Annotated in this window: 14 protein-coding genes and 2 pseudogenes; 10 read left to right on the top strand and 6 right to left on the bottom strand. The window is 39.7% G+C overall.

Features of this window, described 5'->3' with window-relative positions; all coding sequences use genetic code 11:
* Positions 1-108 precede the first annotated feature (108 nt).
* The 5 genes from ACM03V_RS01940 to ACM03V_RS01920 all read left to right on the top strand — a co-directional run bounded on the left by ACM03V_RS01940 (position 109) and on the right by ACM03V_RS01920 (position 4,269).
* Positions 109-894 (top strand): PspA/IM30 family protein, encoded by a 786-nt coding sequence (locus tag ACM03V_RS01940; RefSeq protein ID WP_414619061.1) that lies wholly within the window; start codon positions 109-111, stop codon positions 892-894.
* A 290-nt stretch (positions 895-1,184) separates the two neighbouring features.
* The gene (locus ACM03V_RS01935) at positions 1,185-1,517 is read left to right on the top strand and encodes a thioredoxin family protein (RefSeq protein ID WP_414619060.1); all 333 of its coding nucleotides are present in this window, start codon (positions 1,185-1,187) and stop codon (positions 1,515-1,517) included.
* An 88-nt stretch (positions 1,518-1,605) separates the two neighbouring features.
* A complete protein-coding gene (locus tag ACM03V_RS01930) occupies positions 1,606-2,808 on the top strand; it encodes an LL-diaminopimelate aminotransferase (RefSeq protein ID WP_414619059.1) in 1,203 nt (400 codons plus the stop codon).
* Positions 2,809-3,037: 229 nt separating this feature from the next.
* Complete coding sequence (locus ACM03V_RS01925; protein ID WP_414619058.1) at positions 3,038-3,583, top strand: hypothetical protein; 546 nt, start codon at positions 3,038-3,040, stop codon at positions 3,581-3,583.
* Between the two features lie 230 nt (positions 3,584-3,813).
* Positions 3,814-4,269, top strand: a complete 456-nt coding sequence (locus ACM03V_RS01920; protein WP_414619057.1) for a response regulator — start codon at positions 3,814-3,816, stop codon at positions 4,267-4,269.
* A 13-nt stretch (positions 4,270-4,282) separates the two neighbouring features.
* On the opposite strand, the gene ACM03V_RS01915 is transcribed toward ACM03V_RS01920, so the two are convergent.
* Positions 4,283-4,462: a hypothetical protein gene (locus ACM03V_RS01915; protein ID WP_414619056.1), complete on the bottom strand. Its 180-nt coding sequence runs from the start codon at positions 4,460-4,462 to the stop codon at positions 4,283-4,285.
* A 507-nt stretch (positions 4,463-4,969) separates the two neighbouring features.
* Between ACM03V_RS01915 and uvrC the strand changes: the two genes are divergently transcribed.
* On the top strand, positions 4,970-6,883 hold the full coding sequence (gene uvrC, locus ACM03V_RS01910) for an excinuclease ABC subunit UvrC (RefSeq protein ID WP_414619055.1): 1,914 nt from the start codon (positions 4,970-4,972) through the stop codon (positions 6,881-6,883).
* A 367-nt stretch (positions 6,884-7,250) separates the two neighbouring features.
* Here uvrC and ACM03V_RS01905 read toward each other — a convergent pair whose 3' ends face one another.
* Entirely contained in the window at positions 7,251-7,907 is a 657-nt protein-coding gene (locus tag ACM03V_RS01905; RefSeq protein WP_414619054.1) for a hypothetical protein, read from the bottom strand.
* 296 nt (positions 7,908-8,203) lie between these two features.
* On the opposite strand from ACM03V_RS01905, the gene argC reads away from it, so the two are divergent.
* The gene (gene argC, locus ACM03V_RS01900; protein WP_414619053.1) at positions 8,204-9,178 is read left to right on the top strand and encodes an N-acetyl-gamma-glutamyl-phosphate reductase; all 975 of its coding nucleotides are present in this window, start codon (positions 8,204-8,206) and stop codon (positions 9,176-9,178) included.
* A 136-nt stretch (positions 9,179-9,314) separates the two neighbouring features.
* On the opposite strand, the gene ACM03V_RS01895 is transcribed toward argC, so the two are convergent.
* Complete coding sequence (locus ACM03V_RS01895) at positions 9,315-10,406, bottom strand: AAA-like domain-containing protein (protein WP_414619052.1); 1,092 nt, start codon at positions 10,404-10,406, stop codon at positions 9,315-9,317.
* A gap of 967 nt (positions 10,407-11,373) precedes the next feature.
* On the opposite strand from ACM03V_RS01895, the gene ACM03V_RS01890 reads away from it, so the two are divergent.
* Both ACM03V_RS01890 and ACM03V_RS01885 read left to right on the top strand, forming a co-directional pair.
* Positions 11,374-12,081 (top strand): CAP domain-containing protein, encoded by a 708-nt coding sequence (locus tag ACM03V_RS01890; protein WP_414619051.1) that lies wholly within the window; start codon positions 11,374-11,376, stop codon positions 12,079-12,081.
* 210 nt (positions 12,082-12,291) lie between these two features.
* Positions 12,292-13,131, top strand: coding sequence for a glycoside hydrolase family 19 protein (locus ACM03V_RS01885; RefSeq protein ID WP_414619050.1), 840 nt, complete (start codon positions 12,292-12,294; stop codon positions 13,129-13,131).
* A gap of 278 nt (positions 13,132-13,409) precedes the next feature.
* On the opposite strand, the pseudogene ACM03V_RS01880 reads toward ACM03V_RS01885, so the two are convergent.
* The 3 genes and pseudogenes from ACM03V_RS01880 to rsmG all read right to left on the bottom strand — a co-directional run.
* Positions 13,410-13,613: pseudogene (locus ACM03V_RS01880) on the bottom strand (type II toxin-antitoxin system HicA family toxin); the annotation flags it as partial.
* 178 nt (positions 13,614-13,791) lie between these two features.
* Positions 13,792-14,331, bottom strand: coding sequence for a hypothetical protein (locus ACM03V_RS01875; RefSeq protein WP_414619049.1), 540 nt, complete (start codon positions 14,329-14,331; stop codon positions 13,792-13,794).
* A 229-nt stretch (positions 14,332-14,560) separates the two neighbouring features.
* Positions 14,561-15,343: pseudogene (rsmG, locus tag ACM03V_RS01870) on the bottom strand (16S rRNA (guanine(527)-N(7))-methyltransferase RsmG); the annotation flags it as partial.
* A 106-nt stretch (positions 15,344-15,449) separates the two neighbouring features.
* Between rsmG and ACM03V_RS01865 the strand changes: the two are divergent.
* Entirely contained in the window at positions 15,450-16,226 is a 777-nt protein-coding gene (locus tag ACM03V_RS01865; protein WP_414619048.1) for an ATP-binding cassette domain-containing protein, read from the top strand.
* The last annotated feature ends 84 nt before the right edge of the window (positions 16,227-16,310 follow it).

Below are 16,310 nucleotides of genomic sequence, written 5' to 3'. Positions count from 1 at the left end.
GGAGGACTAATTGATAAGAGTCAGATTACCCTGAAATAGGGAACTATATAAGTAGTAAAAAAGCTAACTTTTGATCGCAAAAGCGTAAATCTCAAGAGGAAAAAAATTATGGGATTATTTGATCGTGTAAAACGAGTAGTAAGCGCCAACCTTAACGACTTGGTAAGCAAAGCCGAAGACCCAGAAAAAATTCTCGATCAAGCCATCATCGAGATGCAGGAAGACTTGGTTCGTTTGCGTCAAGGGGTTGCTCAGGCGATCGCTGCTCAAAAGCGTACAGAGAAGCAATATAACGATGCTGATAATGAACTAAATAAATGGCAGCGTAATGCAATGCTAGCGCTGCAAAAAGGCGATGAAAACCTAGCTCGTCAAGCCTTAGAGCGCAAGAAATCCTTTACTGATACTGCAACCAGTCTCAAGGGAAGTTTAGATCAGCAAACCACTCAAGTTGATTCTCTCAAGCGCAGCTTAATGCAGTTAGAGAGCAAAATTTCTGAAGCAAAAACCAAGAAAGATATGCTCAAAGCGCGGGTAAGAGCAGCCAAAGCCCAAGAGGCGCTCGAAGGAATGGTAACTGGGATGAATACCAGTGGTGCAACTGCTGCATTCGAGCGTATGGAAGAAAAAGTGTTAATGCAAGAAGCACGCGCGGGGGCGGCAGGAGAATTAGCTGGCGCTGACTTAGAAAGTCAATTCGCAAAGCTAGAAGGTAGTTCGGCTGTAGATGATGAGTTAAATGCTTTAAAAGCACAAATGACTCTACCCGGAAGCGGAACAGCAAGCCAGCCCCAACTACCAGAACAAACTGACAGCAGCCAAGCTCAGAAGAAAAACAGCGAACCAGTAGATTCTGAACTGGAATCACTACGCAAAGAATTAGACAATATGTAATTTTTTAGATTTTAATTCAAATGTTGATAAATATCCCACAGCTGATAAGGTTGTGGGATTTTTCAGTTAACAGTGAACAGTTATCAGTTACCAGTTACCAGTTACCAGAGTAATGGAGTAAACGTTATTTCCTCATCCCCCCATCCCCTTGTCCCCTTGTCTCCCCATCCCCTTGTCCCCCCCGAACCCCATCTCCCCATCCTCTTCCCACAGCTACTAGTTTCGGGACAACAAATTGGGATACATTAAATCTGTGTAACTATAAAAGATGCTATTAAGTGGAGATTAAAATGAGCGAGGGTGTAAACATTATCAATGATGCAGATTTTGATAAAGAAGTACTGCAAGCCGAAAAGCCAGTGTTAGTTTACTTTTGGGCTACTTGGTGCGGCCCTTGTAAGTTGATGTCCCCAGCAATTAGCGCTGCTGCCGAGAAGTATAGCGACAAGCTTAAGGTTGTGAAAATGGAAGTCGATCCTAACCCTGTTTCAGTTAAACAATATCAGGTGGAAGGTGTTCCCGCTTTGCGACTTATGCAAGGAGATAAGGTATTGGCTTCAAGTGAGGGAGTTGTTAACAAAGATAAATTAATGAACTTGTTAGATACTCATTTAAGTATTTAGTGGATAGTGGTTAGTGATTAGTGGTAGTAAAAATGATAATTTAAAGAACTAGCAACTAACAACTAACCACTAACAACTAATATTAAAGATGCAATTTGCCAAGCGTTTAGAACCCCTGCAATCCAATGTGTTTGCAGATATGGACATTGCGAAGGCTAAGGCTTTGGCTAATGGTCGTGAGATAATTGATTTGTCTTTGGGATCTTCGGATTTACCAGCAGAAAGTCATGTCATTGAAGCTATAGCTGAGTCTTTACACGATAAGAGTACTCACGGTTATCTGTTGTTTAATGGAACTCAAGAGTTTCGCTATGCAGCATCTCAATGGTATTCGCTTCGATTTGGTATTTCGGTAGATCCAGAAACTGAAGTGCTACCCCTAATTGGTTCTCAAGAAGGGACGGCACATTTACCTTTGGCGATTCTAAATCCAGGGGATTTTGCTTTATTACTCGATCCTGGCTATCCTTCTCATGCTGGGGGAGTTTACTTAGCGAATGGTCAAATTTATCCGATGCCTTTACGGGAAGAGAACAATTTTTTACCTGTATTCGAGCAAATCCCCGCCCATGTCTTAGCGCAGTCGCGAATGATGGTATTGAGCTATCCACACAATCCCACTGCTGCGATCGCACCATTATCTTTCTTTAAAAAAGCTGTTTCTTTTTGTCAGCAGCACGATATTGTTCTGGTTCACGATTTTCCCTATGTGGATTTAGTGTTTGCAGAAAACCCAGCACAAGCAAGCAATCCGATCTCTGTGGCTCCTTCAATTTTCCAAGCCGACAAGACAAAAAGTATCTCGATTGAATTTTTCACTTTGTCCAAATCTTACAACATGGGCGGTTTTCGCATTGGCTTTGCTATTGGTAATCGCGAGCTAATTGCAGCCTTACGTCGGGTAAAAGCAGCAGTTGACTTTAATCAGTATCGAGGAATCTTAAATGGTGCGATCGCCGCTTTAAGTGGGCCGCAATCGGGAATAAAGATCAATGTAGATAGCTTCCAAAAACGCCGCGATGCTTTTGTTAATGCTTTACACCGTATCGGTTGGGAGGTTCCCACGCCAAAAGCCACAATGTATGTTTGGGCAAAACTACCAGAACCTTGGAGTAATAATTCTATTCAATTTTGTAAGGATTTAGTTGAAAATACGGGTGTTGCGGCTTCCCCTGGTGCTGGCTTTGGTAAATCGGGAGAAGGTTACGTGCGCTTCGCATTAGTTAGGGAACCGTCAGTGTTAGAACCTGCTGTAGGTAAAATATCCCAGTTTTTGCAGTTAGTTCATTAAATCTTTATTTAAGATTGATGCAAATTTAATCAAATAGTATCGGCAATTACAGTATTACTCGGTTAAACTTAACAAACTCTTACAGATTTCGTGCATCATTTTTTTAGTAGATTAAAGCAATATATTTACCTATATAAAATTTAATCTCCTTTAAGAGTAATGTAATTGCACTCAAAAGAAAGGGAGTATCAATTACTTGTTTTTTTAGTTTTAAGGAACGATTGCGTCCATGACAATAACTATAAACATTCGTAATTACGTATTGCTTGGTACGATAATTAGTGCAAGCGCTACAGCCCCGGCACAAGCAGGCTCGCTTAAAAATCTTAATAGTAATGATGACTTGGCAAAAAGTCCCAATAAGCAAGCATCAGTCAATAGTAAAGATATTTTTTTAGTAGAGAAACAAAATTGTCAAGAAGCAGATCCTTGTATATCCTTTCCCGAATTTGATTTAGACGGCGAATTTAACGAAAACGATAAAACATATTCATCAAAAAAGCCATCTAAAAAAAAAGCCAGACAGATTACACAATCAGTTAAAGCTACTAAAAACGTTGAAATCAAACATTTAGCAGATGGGCGTAAAGCCATAATATACAAGAATCAATTTACTCCATCGGAAAGCGAGCAGCTACATACTTCTGTCTATTTATCCGCAGCTTCCGAAAGAAAAAAGGTTCCAGAACCTTCTGCACTGATTGGATTAATTACATTTTTCTTTCTTGCTGCAAAGCGTCAAACAGCCAAAAATAGCCCGAGATTAATTGAATAATCATCGGCACAATCCCGTAGAATAATATTTGAATTAATTTTATTATTTAACTTGATTTAAAAAATTCTCTCCGAAGTATTTAATTAAAGGTGCATCTATTTTCTATTGCCGCCTTTAAACTGGATCGCGAATGCAATATTATCTATATGGATTGAAATAAATCTCAGAGATTGGATATTGTTACATTCTTTTACGAATCATTGACTCGTGAGCGAAAGTGATAGGTGAAAATGACAGCGCAACTAATAAATGTAAAGCAGCAATTTAAGCCACATTATAGTAAGAAAGTTTTACTAGTTGAAGATAATGATGCCAATCGAATGTTACTGAGCGATTGTTTCAATTTTTGTGGATATCAAGTTAAAGCTTTACCTAATGGTTCAAAGTTTTTCTCTACAGTAGAAACTTTTCGACCAAATTTAGTTGTACTAGATTTAAAATTGCCGGATATTGACGGTTTCTTGTTGCTAGAAAAAATGCAGCACAACTCTCGCACTGCAAAAATTCCGATAATTATAGTTTCGGGGTTAGCTTTTAAATCGGATTGCGAGCGAGCGATGGATTTAGGCGCTCGTCGCTATTTTGTTAAACCTGTAATTCTTACCGAGCTTACCCAAGCTATTGAAAAAGAGTTATCCTGTAATCAAAAAGAAGTATTCAAAAATAAAACTGATTTTCACCGATAATTTTATTCGGATTTTATTCAGATTTTTGATTAATTAGATATTCTTCTACACTTTGACTCAAATTTTGTACGGAAGAACCAATTATTGAGATTTTTCGCTGAGCTTGCGCTAACAGCAAAATAGCCGATTGCAGTTCGTTGAGCGTTTCATTCATCGTTTCACGATACTGAGATTCAAAATCTTGCGAATTCATATTTTTATCTCCTTAAATATTTTCTCTAAATTTTCTCTAAATTAATTGGGAGTGAGTACCAAAAAGGAAAACATATCAAACTATACATCAATTCCTTATAAGTGCGTAAGACAGGATTTATACCAATCATAATCATTTGATTCATATCTATAAATCCGTTGATTTGCTTAAAATTCAAGGGTTTCGCAAATAATAGGTCATCTTGCTTATTTAAGTTGAGCAAATATAACGAATTTATGATGATAGAAGACTCGACTGTAGAGAGTTTACGAAAAATACGAAAAAATGGGTCAAAATAGGTATCAAGCACGTTTTAATTAAAATGTAAAGAGCGGACGTTAATCCCAGCTTTAAAAGAATCCTGATTAGTTTTTTAAGATTTTATAGTTAATTGAGGAGAAAGTATAAAAGGGTTGCTCGATTAAAAATCAAATCAGCGTACAACAACGGTGATTTTACTTAAAATAGTAAAGGTGGGTAGATTTCCAACATTTTCAGGCTTTAATTGTGACCAAATCTGCTGAAGCTTTACCGCTGCTCAAAAATCCAGAACGTCTAGAAAATCGTTTAAAAGAGATTCCCCCAGAGCCGGGGGTTTATTTGATGCGCGATGCAACCGATCGCATCGTATATATAGGTAAATCGCGAAAATTGCGATCGCGAGTTCGTTCTTATTTCCGAGAGTCGCAAAAACTTAGCGATCGCATTGCAATGATGGTAAGACTGGTGACGGATATCGAATTTATTGTCACCGATACCGAAACCGAAGCGCTAGCTTTAGAAGCGAACTTGATTAAGCAGCATCAGCCATATTTCAACGTGCTGCTCAAAGATGATAAAAAGTATCCTTATGTATGTATAACTTGGTCTGAAATATATCCCAGAATTTTCATGACCCGCAAACGCAGACTTGGTAAAGAAAAAGACAAATATTACGGCCCCTATACTGATTCTCGGTTGTTACGGGGAGTATTACATCTGTGTAAGCGAATATTTCCCCTACGACAGCGGCCGCAACCTTTATTTAAAGACAGACCTTGTTTAAACTACGATTTGGGAAGATGTCCGGGTGTTTGTCAGCAATTAGTTACGCCGGAAGAATATCGTAAAATCGTGCAAAAGGTGGCGATGGTCTTTCAAGGTCGGACTTCTGAATTAATTGATACACTTACCCAACAGATGCATCAAGCATCCGAAGAATTAAACTTTGAAACAGCAGCGCGTAGAAGAGATCAAATCGCCGGGTTAAAGTCGTTAAATGCCGACCAAAAAGTATCTTTACCAGATGACACCATTTCTCGCGATGCCATAGCTTTAGCCGCAGACGAAAAACACGCTTGCATTCAATTATTTCAGATTCGCGCGGGACAATTAGTTGGAAGACTGGCGTTTATAGCCGATGCACAAGCTGGATTTGGAGATATTTTGCAACGGGTATTAGAAGAACATTATCAAAGTGCCGACTCAGTAGAAATTCCTACAGAAATTATAGTTCAGCACGATTTACCGGATGCAGAAATTTTGGCGGAAGCGTTGAGCCAGCGTAAAGGGAAAAAAGTCACTATTATTAATCCCCAGCGTCAACTTAAAGCAGAATTAATTGAAATGGTAGAGCGAAACGCCAGCTATGAATTGCAAAGAATGCAAAAACTAGGCGATCGCAACCAACAAGCATTGCAAGATTTAGCCGCGATAGTAGATTTACCCGAATTACCCCATCGCATCGAAGGTTACGATATTTCTCACATTCAAGGTTCAAATGCGGTAGCTTCCCAAGTAGTGTTTATTGATGGTTTACCGGCAAAACAACATTATCGGCACTATAAAATTAGAAATCCTGAGATTCAAATCGGGCACTCAGATGACTTTGCTTCCTTAGCTGAAGTTATCGGCAGACGCTTTCGTAAATATATAGAAGATCCACAACTGCAAAGAGTAGGTAATCCCGATTTTCCCGACTTAGTAATGATAGACGGTGGAAAAGGACAATTATCTTCTGTTGTTGCAGTTTTGCAAGAAATGAACTTATTAGAAGACGTGCGAGTTGTCAGTCTAGCGAAAAGACGAGAAGAAATATTCGTACCCGGAGAATCCATACCGTTAAAAACAGAAGCCGAACAACCAGGAGTCCAATTACTGCGACGTTTGCGCGATGAAGCCCACCGTTTCGCAGTCACCTTCCACCGCCAACAACGAACCGCAAAATTAAGGCGATCGCGCTTGGATGAAATACCAGGTTTGGGACACAATCGGCAACAACAACTGTTAGCGCATTTTCGTTCCATAGATTACATTCGGTTAGCAACACCCGCGCAAATAGCCGAAGTCTCCGGAATTGGTTCGCGTCTGGCCCTCATAATTTACGATTACTTTCATCCCAATAATGAAATACATTCGGTTGAGGGAACGGGAAACTCTTAATAGGGAATAGAAAAAATTAAGTTTGTAGTAGGTTAGACGGCGCTACTACAAACTACGATTACCCCTCAAAAATGATGCTTTGTCCCATTAATTACAGGAGATTGTATTTATCTTACATTTTGCACCGTTCTCAACACCGCCAGGGAATGTAATTAAGAGTCTTATAGCTAAAGTCCTATAAATAGGACTAGCTAAGGATTTTAGTGCGTTTCAACGTACTTTGTATATGAGCCTGGGAATTTATTCCAAGGCGGTTTGTGTGGCTTGTTAAGAATGCCGCAAGATATAGGATAAATAGAACTGAAATTAAAAATATTATTTCCCATTCCCTATTCGTCATTCCCTATTCCCTATTCCCCATTCCCCATCACCTAATCGCAGGCAACACAACCTTTTCAACTAATACACGCTTGAGCATATCAATCTCACCGATATATTCTCTACCATCGAGTTCGTAAAATACTAATAAAGTCGTTGAATTTTTTTGATGGGAACCTAAGAATCTATCGACTTCATCAATAACTTCCGTATAATCGCTTCCGGAAACATCAGAAACAGCAATAGTTATCTTATCATTATTATCTAAACGTTTATCGTTATTGCTATCAGCTTTAACCACTTCATACCATATCCCCCTGACAATTTTATCGTCACGCCTTTCTAAAACTACTTTTTGGGCATTGACAAACAAAAAGTCATTTTTAGGTACTAATTGCTGTGTTGATTTATCATTAACATTGACAAATAAATAGTTACGGATAGTGAATTGTTTATTTTCAGAATAATCTTGACGATAATTTAGTTGAGAATTAACAGGTGCCATCAAATAAGGTGTACCCTCAAGTTCGGAGAAGTTACCCAAACTTGTTTTTACTTTGCTGTCCTTTTGAAGCTTTTTATTTGCCACAGTATTGGCTGTGGGTTCGCGTAGGAAAAAGCGCCCAAGTTGATAGCCACCGAAGCCAAAAACTACAAGTACAACTAAACCAATAATCAGAAACAGCTTGCGATTCGCGAATTTCATTTTTAATGAACGTGGAAAAGAATCGGTAATAAATTATTCATTATTTTAAAAATTATATCTCACTTTTTGGTCGTCTAATTAAAATATAAAGCTTTGGTACGTTAGCTATATCAATTAATAATAAATCTGTATTTTAGCAAGTTTATATCTGAAATAAATAAAACAGATGAAATCATAAATACAGTTAACAGATGGCGAGCCTAACCAATTGTACGAATAACTAATAGTGGAAATTGCACAACTTTGGTGAGAAAATATAAAGGCATCTCCGAGTTTTTCAGGAAAGGTATGGAATTATGGGTAACAAAACAGTTTTTATTGATGGCGCAGAAGGTACTACAGGATTGCAAATTCATTCGCGTTTAAACCAGCGCGATGATATCGAAATTGTCAGCATACCCCCAGAAAAACGTAAAGATGCTCAAGCGCGATCGCACTTGATCAACTCTGCTGACGTTGCCATTCTTTGTTTACCCGACGATGCCGCCCGTGAAGCCGTAAGTTTTGTCACCAACCCAGATGTAAAAATCTTGGATGCAAGTTCCGCTCATCGCGTTGCAGATGGCTGGGTGTATGGCTTTCCCGAATTAGAAGAAAAACGCCGAGAAGAAATTAAAAACGCTAAAAGAGTCAGTAACCCTGGATGCTATCCTACGGGATTTTTAGCCTGTATACGTCCTTTAGTTGCAGCAGGTATTATTCCCAAAGATTTTCCCGCGACTATCAACGCCATTTCCGGGTATTCGGGGGGAGGAAGAAAGTTGATGGAGGAATATCAAAGCGCTTCTGAAGAGCAAGCAAACAATTATGCTTACGGTATTTACGGTTTAACCTTCGCACACAAACACGTTAAAGAAATGCACCAGCATTCCGGTTTGCAATCTCCACCGTTGTTTGTTCCTGCTGTAGGAAACTTTGAAAAAGGGATGTTAGTACAAATTCCTCTAGCTTTGCATTCGCTGCAAAATAAATTAAAAAATAAACTTAGTGGTGAATTGATTCATAAAACACTCGAAGGATATTATCAAAACGAAAAATACGTTTCCGTTGCGCCCATAAATGATGAAGGTTCTTTACGCAAGGGTAAGTTTTTAGATGCACAAGCAGCGAATAATACCAACTTGGTGCAAGTATTTGTGTTTGCGAACGACGAGACAAAAGAAGCTTTATTAGTAGCGCGATTGGATAATTTAGGAAAAGGTGCTTCCGGTGCGGCGGTGCAGAATTTGAATATTATGCTGGGTTTGGATGAAGATTTGGGGCTTGATTGAATGTTTTTTGCGAAAGTAGTTTCAACAATCAAGTTCCAGATTTAAAGTAATCCAAAAGGCGATAAGCCGTTCACCCACGGCTATCTCTTTGGGAGACTAAAAAGCGATAAGCCCTATGTCCTACGTACACGCTTCTCTAAGAGGCACTTTTGAAGCGATCGCCAAAAAACGGACGAAATAACTCGCACCCCAGGCTTGCCATTTTACCATGCAGATGCACCAACCCCATCTTGCACAACTGTCCGGCTTGCACAGCGTCACAATATAGAGGACTTGATTGGTTAACGATTTCTGTAAACAATCGCAATAAATCGGGATATCGTAGCAGGTTCCACCATTGTTGCTCTAAATGTTGTGCATAAATGGCAGCAGTAATTGAAGAATTTTCTAAGAGTTGTTCGAGGGTTATTGTTTGTTGGTGTAGATGATAAAATGCCAACTGCAACCGATAGGGATGTCCTCCCACAAGGGTAATCAATTGCTCGATTTGTTCCACCGTCATTTCTTCTCCCCACCGATTTGCCAATTCCTGCACCTGAGCAGGGGTAAACTCAGGTAAATTGAACACTAGCCCTGTATTCAAGAGGGATTCATTAATCGAAACTGGCATCTGGATTTCGGTAGAATGAACCGTCACCAGTCGGAGCTTGTGCCAAGGATTGCTGTCTGCTACCGTTGCTTTAGCTCGCTCAGACCAGGTTCGTAAAAGTAAGAAAAATTCACTAGCAACGTCTGGGTAGGCAAAAAGCTGGTTGATTTCATCGATAGCAATGACTAAGGCGCGATTTTCCCTTGGAGACGCTGCGCGAAGGGAATTGGCTAAAATAACATCCTCGAAGTAATCAGTGGCATTTGATTTGGCACCCAAGGAGTTATCCCAAAAATTGGCCGTTGCGTTTGGCAAATTTAACTGCTTGCTGACTCTGGCACAGAACCATTGTAAGAAGCGTTCTAGGTTCTGTAAAATATCGTCGTTGGCAAGTTGCAAGCTCACGGAAACGGTGTTATAGCCCAGGAAGCTAGCGTAAGCCAGAATGCGCGTCATGAGGGAAGTTTTGCCCATTTGCTTGGGAGCGCGGATGTTGATCGACACACCGGGTTGCTCGATGGCTTCGTAGCACAGGGATTCGAGCATGGGACGGTCAATGTAGAAGATTGAATCGAGGGGCATCTGCCCTCCTGGTGTGTTTGAGGAACCAGGGTGCAGATTATTTTGCGATCGATCCATTTTCTGGGGGTGGGGGGTATTCCTGCCATAATCACAGAATGATTCGATAGGACAGCAGGTTTGATTCGGGAACATTGAGCGAATCTCGGCAAAATTGTCCTGATGAGTCTCCAGGTATAGATAATCGTCTTTTAATAAGGTCAGATTAAAGACATTGAAGCAACACTCTAGGGTTCGCTTATCCACTCCTGCTGAGCGAGTAAAAACCTTACTGAGGGTATTGGGGGTTAAGCCTGTTACCTCGCTGAGGTCTTCGAGACTGTATCGCTTAAAGTTTCGTTCAATTTCTACTTCAGCTTTTGCGTGGTTGAGTTTGCTTGAGCCTTGAGCCGTCAAAGTCGCACCCCGCCGTCGCTGGTTTTTCGATTGTAATTGCATTTTTACCTACAAATAAAAGTATAAAAATGTGTTTAGTAATCTGCCTACTAATATATATGGATGAATACTGTTGTGACTTATGCACTTTGCAAATTTACGCAGCATAGCTACAAATCTTACAAATAAAGTTCAAAAAGTTTATTTTGAATACGCTTATACTTGGCACTTACAGTAAAGCTCTATATTATCAATACTTCTAAAGAAATAAATATATAAGCTTTGAATTGAAGTTTTCTCTGGGAAAAGTAAAGGGAAGTATATTTATTAACTTGGGGTTTTTTTCAAAGTTAAGAACGACGTTAACTAATGGTTGCGAGGTACTTAAATTTTCGGTAACTGAAACCAATATGAGGAATGGCTTAGGGTATTTGCTAGTGTAAATCCTTAACTTTTTTCTTAAAGTTGTAAACTTTGGTGGTATTGGCGGCAGGAAATCTGAATAATGAGTAACAAGTGAGCCAGAGCTTACTTGGAAAATTGAACATTTAACGAAAGGAGAAAACGACTTTTAGGGCTAACTCAAGTATTGCTCCTAAATGCCAAACTTCTACTTCATATCAAATTCACATCAAATTTTGGAGCGTTAATTATGTCTATCGAAATTTTTGTAGATGCCAATTTCTCTGGAGGCTCATCAGGTCCGTTTAATCAGGACTCTTCTTTTGTTGGAGATTTTTGGAATGACAAAATATCCTCGATTAAAGTTCTCTTTGGCACTTGGGAATTTTTTGAGGATGCAAACTTCCAAGGAAGAAGTTTTCGGCTGACACCAGGTGAATATGCTTTTGTCGGCAATGAATGGAATGATATAATCTCATCCTTCAAACAAGTCGAACAAGGTACTCCATCTGGTTCGTCAGGCGGTGGTATGGCACAAGAGATACTGAATGCCCACAACTCGTACCGATCGCAAGTCGGTGTTTCACCTCTCACTTGGTCTAATACTTTGGCGAGTGATGCTCAAGAGTGGGCAAATTACCTCAGTTCCAACAGAAAATTCGAGCATAGTAGACAGAGGAGAGAGCAAGGAGAAAACCTTTGGATGGGAACATCACGCAGGTTTAGCTTTACACAAATGGTTGGGAGTTGGGGGAATGAAAAGCAGCATTTTGTCAATGGAACCTTCCCAAATGTGAGTAATACTGGCAATTGGGCTGATGTCGGTCACTATACTCAAATGGTTTGGAGAAATACTACGCAAGTAGGGTGTGCTGTTGTTGACGGTGGTGATGGCAACGCTAGACTCGTTTGCCGCTACAGTCCTTCAGGAAATTTTACTGGTCAATCAGTTTTTTAACGGCATCTGTCTTCTTAATAGACATCGACTGAATTTAGATTTCGACTCAAGCATTGTAAGGGTTAACGTCTCCTAATCGGAGATTGTCTAACGGCAGATTTACTGTAAGTGCGTAGGCGAAACCCGTCGTAGACATCGCCGATCTTTTAGGTTGCGTTAACCGATGACAACAACTCAATTGATTAATTCAAGCTATTGAAAGAAAAAATTATGGCTAGAAAACAGGGAAACCCTCCAACAACCCATACCGTAGAAGCTGGAGACACATTATTTGATATAGCTCAAGCATACTATGGTGATGGCAATCAGTGGCAAAAAATCTCTGCTGCTAACGGTAATATTCAGCCTCAAAGTTTACAAATTGGTCAACAACTTCAAATTCTAGCAGTTGATACTCCTCCTCCAAATCCCCCTTCTCCTCCTGGCGATGGGTTTGCGGGTATTGTATCGCGCCAAATCTTTGAAGCTATGTTCCCAAACCGTAACAGTTTTTACTCCTACGACGGTCTAGTGTCAGCAACGCAGAAATACCCAAGCTTCTGCAATGAAGGATCGGACGAACAACATAAACGTGAGGCTACTGCGTTCCTGGCAAATATTGCCCATGAGACTGGGGATCTAAAATACATCGAAGAACTGAACACAGCAAATTGGACTCATTACTGCGATCCAGCCAATAATACCTATCCGTGTGTTCAGGGGAAAACATATCACGGTCGCGGACCGATCCAGTTGTCGTGGAACTACAACTATGGTGCGTGCGGGGCAGCCCTCGGCATTGATCTGCTCAACAACCCCGATCTGGTTGCAAAGGATAGCTCCATTTCCTTCATGACCGCCCTCTGGTTTTGGATGACTCCCCAATCACCCAAGCCATCGTGCCACAATGCCATAAGTACGTCTGGCTTCGGTATGACCATTAACATCATCAATGGAGGCATCGAATGTGGTAAGGGGCAGGTGACTCCACAGGCTCAGAGTAGAATAAAACTCTACAAGCAGTTTGCCCAGAGGTTGGGTGTAACTCCAGGCGAAAATCTTTCGTGCTAGAACACGCTTCGCTTTTAATCTGGTCGGTTGAGATACAATACTGGTCGGTTAAGGAAATAAAGTAGCGACTGTCTTAAAAGTAATCCGTAGGCGTAGCCCGTCGTAGACATCGCTCCTATCTGATAGTTGATGAGTAAATCACAAAAATATATAAATTCAACGAATAAGAGACGCTTCAAACAAGTTATAAAATGTTGGGTTACAACGCAAATCTAGATTTTTCATATGGATGCAAATATCTCTTGTGCGTTTCCACCCAACCTTCTAATGATTGGTTTTCAATCTGTTTCTTCTTGGGTTTCAACGTTGTCATAATCCCACTCTTCTAAATTTAATAGTTCAATAATTTGTTCTACATACACCCCTTTAACTTTTTGTCCACCTTTTTTGGGAACAGTAATCGTTCTACCTTGAAAGTTACAAAAGCTATGATGACTGCCTTTAGAGCGTTTTTCTTCAAATCCAAAAGCTTCTAAAATGTAGCGTACATCTTCAAATCTAACTTCCGGAGGTTTTCTAACTTACTCATCGAGAAATAGTACCATATATAGTATCACTCAATTAAGCAAAGCTTGTTTAACTAGCCAACAAAAAACTGTAGTCACTTACAAATAACTACAGTTTTCATTCATCTATTTTCAGTTAACTCAATTTAAAAGTTTACTGTTGAGGTGCTTCTTCCGCTGCGGGAATCTCCAAATTTCCTTCAGCAGGAATCAATTTATTCAAAACATTAATGTAGCTTAAAACAGTATTGCGCTGTTGTTCTAAATTAACCGCAACATTAATATTCTTTTTCGCGACAACCTTTTGCAACTCTTGTATTTTACTGATATTCAAATTACTATCTGTATCCTCAACTTTTCCTAAAGCTGCTGCTGCTTCTTGTAAGCGAGTATTTGCCATACCAAAGTTACGCTCATCTAAGTTGACTGTAACATCATACAAATCGCCGCGAGCTTCCATTAAATAAGCGCGGTTTGTTGCTGTATTCAACAATTCCTTAGTTTGCTGTAACTCTTGCTTAATTGGCTCATCATCAGAAGAAAATTGAGAGCGCCCTTGCCACCAACCAGCGCCGTATAAAGCCGCACCCGCAATTGTGGCAACTACGATACCAATTAGAATTTTCTTAAATTTAGAAAACCCCGAACTTTTATTATTTATATCTGTTGTTTTAACATCTGCTGCTTCACTCATGGCTGTTTTACCTTCCTTACTATGCTTAATTTGTAAAACGTTTATAATCTTTTTCTTTAATTATCTCAAGAATATTCTGGGAAAAACTCGTAAATTAATATACGCGACAATTAATTAACAATTATCAATTATCATTTGGGCATGGAGAGAGGGGGAAGAGGGGGGAGAAGGGGTAGAGGGGGTAGATTTAATTCCTAATTCTCAACTCCTAACTCTTAACTCCTAACTCTTAAAGCGGATTCCGAGAGGGTACGCCAACTGCACGGGGAAACTTGGCGGGTGTAGTTGCTACTTTTCGCAAATACAAACAATGGCGATCGCCTTTACTCAAAGGTGTATTAAATTGTTCGATTGATTCTATTTTGCCACCCAACTGTTGAACGGCGTTTTCCATGCTAATATTTTCTTCTTCCGTCCAGCTACCCCGGTAAACTACAGCTAATCCCCCTGGTTTTAACAATGGTAACGCATACTCCGCGCAAGCTGAAGCTGAAGCTACGGCACGAATTAAGGCTATATCGTAATTCTCTCTATGCTTACTGTCTCGACCAATTTCTTCTGCTCTACAAGTAGTAGCTTTAACGTTATTTAGGTTAAGTTCGGGTAAAATGCTATCTATAAAATTAATTTTTTTCCTAGTAGAATCAACTAGATTAATCGTACAATTATTAACTATTATAGCTGCCGGAATACCAGGAAAACCAGCACCAGTACCTAAATCAATAATCTTAGTTTTTTTTCTCTCTACCCCCTCTACCCCCTCTACCCTCTCTCTCCCCCTCCCCTCTGCTGCAATCAAAAACTTAATTCCCCGTAAAGAATCCCACAAATGTTTTTCCCAAAAATCTTCAGGGTTGATAATGCGAGTTAAATTTAGCTGACGGTTTGCTTCAACAATCAACTCATAAAGACGCTGAAACTGTTGTTGCTGTTGAGGAGATGGCTGCCAATTAAGGGTTTGTTCCCAGATGTCCATCATTGTCGGCAAACAAGATATAGTTGAATCGTTCACAATTAAAATGACGAGTTATATTTTTAAGTCCAAAATAGTATTTTAGATATTAACTCGACTATTAAGCCGACAAAACTTAACTAACAGCAATTAACAGGTTTTAAATTTGCAGACGAAGCCTAAAATCAAACTCAAATTAGAACAAGTCAGCTACACGGAAAAACTGACTGCTCAAGCCAAACACAAATTACCCGAATATCCGATATTGCAGGATATTTCATTCGAGGTTTACGAAGGCGATCGCATTGCAATTATAGGCCCCACTGGTGCGGGAAAGTCTTATTTATTAAGGCTTTTAAATCGTTTGTACGAACCTTCAAATGGTAAAATTTATTTTGACAATCGAGAATATCAGCAAATTGCCGCTCAATCATTACGTCAATCTGTAATACTAGTATCACAAGAACCAAAGTTGTTAGGAATGAGCGTCAGAGAGGCTTTAGCTTATCCGCTTGTATTGCGAAATCTACCCAAGTCTCAAATTCAGCAACGCTTAAACTATTGGATGGAACAGCTACATATTCCAGACGACTGGTTAGGAAGAACAGAAACACAGCTTTCCAACGGACAGCGACAGTTAGTAAACCTTGCCAGAGGCTTAGTTATCCAGCCAAAAATTTTATTGTTAGACGAACCAACCTCTAACCTAGATTTAGGCACCGCCGAGCGCATCATAAAAATTTTAAATCAGCTATACGAAAATCATCAGACAACAATTTTGATGGTGAATCATCAGCTAAATATAGCCCAAATGTTTTGCACCCGGCTTTTACACTTGCAGCAAGGGCGTTTGATCGCAAACCAAACAGCTTCTCAAATAAACTGGAATAATTTGCAAGAAACCTTGAAACAAGCAGAAGCCGACGATGATTTTGAATTTTAAAAATCAGAATTGGGAACTGAGAATAGTTAAGAGTTAAGAGTTAAGAGTAAGGAGTTGGAAGTAGAAAATAACAAGTAACAAGTA

Origin of the sequence: Calothrix sp. CCY 0018 (assembly GCF_963920925.1) — a bacterium.
Classification (GTDB): Bacteria; Cyanobacteriota; Cyanobacteriia; order Cyanobacteriales; family Nostocaceae; genus Rivularia.
Note: the sequence above shows the minus strand (reverse complement) of the source record. Positions and strands in the feature narration are given on the sequence as shown.

Bases quoted from the DNA above. Each gene is read 5' to 3' on its own strand.
- ACM03V_RS01940 (WP_414619061.1), top strand. From the start codon at position 109: ATGGGATTATTTGATCGTGTAAAACGAGTAGTAAGCGCCAACCTTAAC.
- ACM03V_RS01935 (WP_414619060.1), top strand. From the start codon at position 1,185: ATGAGCGAGGGTGTAAACATTATCAATGATGCAGATTTTGATAAAGAA.
- ACM03V_RS01930 (WP_414619059.1), top strand. From the start codon at position 1,606: ATGCAATTTGCCAAGCGTTTAGAACCCCTGCAATCCAATGTGTTTGCA.
- ACM03V_RS01925 (WP_414619058.1), top strand. From the start codon at position 3,038: ATGACAATAACTATAAACATTCGTAATTACGTATTGCTTGGTACGATA.
- ACM03V_RS01920 (WP_414619057.1), top strand. From the start codon at position 3,814: ATGACAGCGCAACTAATAAATGTAAAGCAGCAATTTAAGCCACATTAT.
- ACM03V_RS01915 (WP_414619056.1), bottom strand. From the start codon at position 4,462: ATGAATTCGCAAGATTTTGAATCTCAGTATCGTGAAACGATGAATGAA.
- ACM03V_RS01905 (WP_414619054.1), bottom strand. From the start codon at position 7,907: ATGAAATTCGCGAATCGCAAGCTGTTTCTGATTATTGGTTTAGTTGTA.
- argC (WP_414619053.1), top strand. From the start codon at position 8,204: ATGGGTAACAAAACAGTTTTTATTGATGGCGCAGAAGGTACTACAGGA.
- ACM03V_RS01895 (WP_414619052.1), bottom strand. From the start codon at position 10,406: ATGGATCGATCGCAAAATAATCTGCACCCTGGTTCCTCAAACACACCA.
- ACM03V_RS01890 (WP_414619051.1), top strand. From the start codon at position 11,374: ATGTCTATCGAAATTTTTGTAGATGCCAATTTCTCTGGAGGCTCATCA.
- ACM03V_RS01885 (WP_414619050.1), top strand. From the start codon at position 12,292: ATGGCTAGAAAACAGGGAAACCCTCCAACAACCCATACCGTAGAAGCT.
- ACM03V_RS01875 (WP_414619049.1), bottom strand. From the start codon at position 14,331: ATGAGTGAAGCAGCAGATGTTAAAACAACAGATATAAATAATAAAAGT.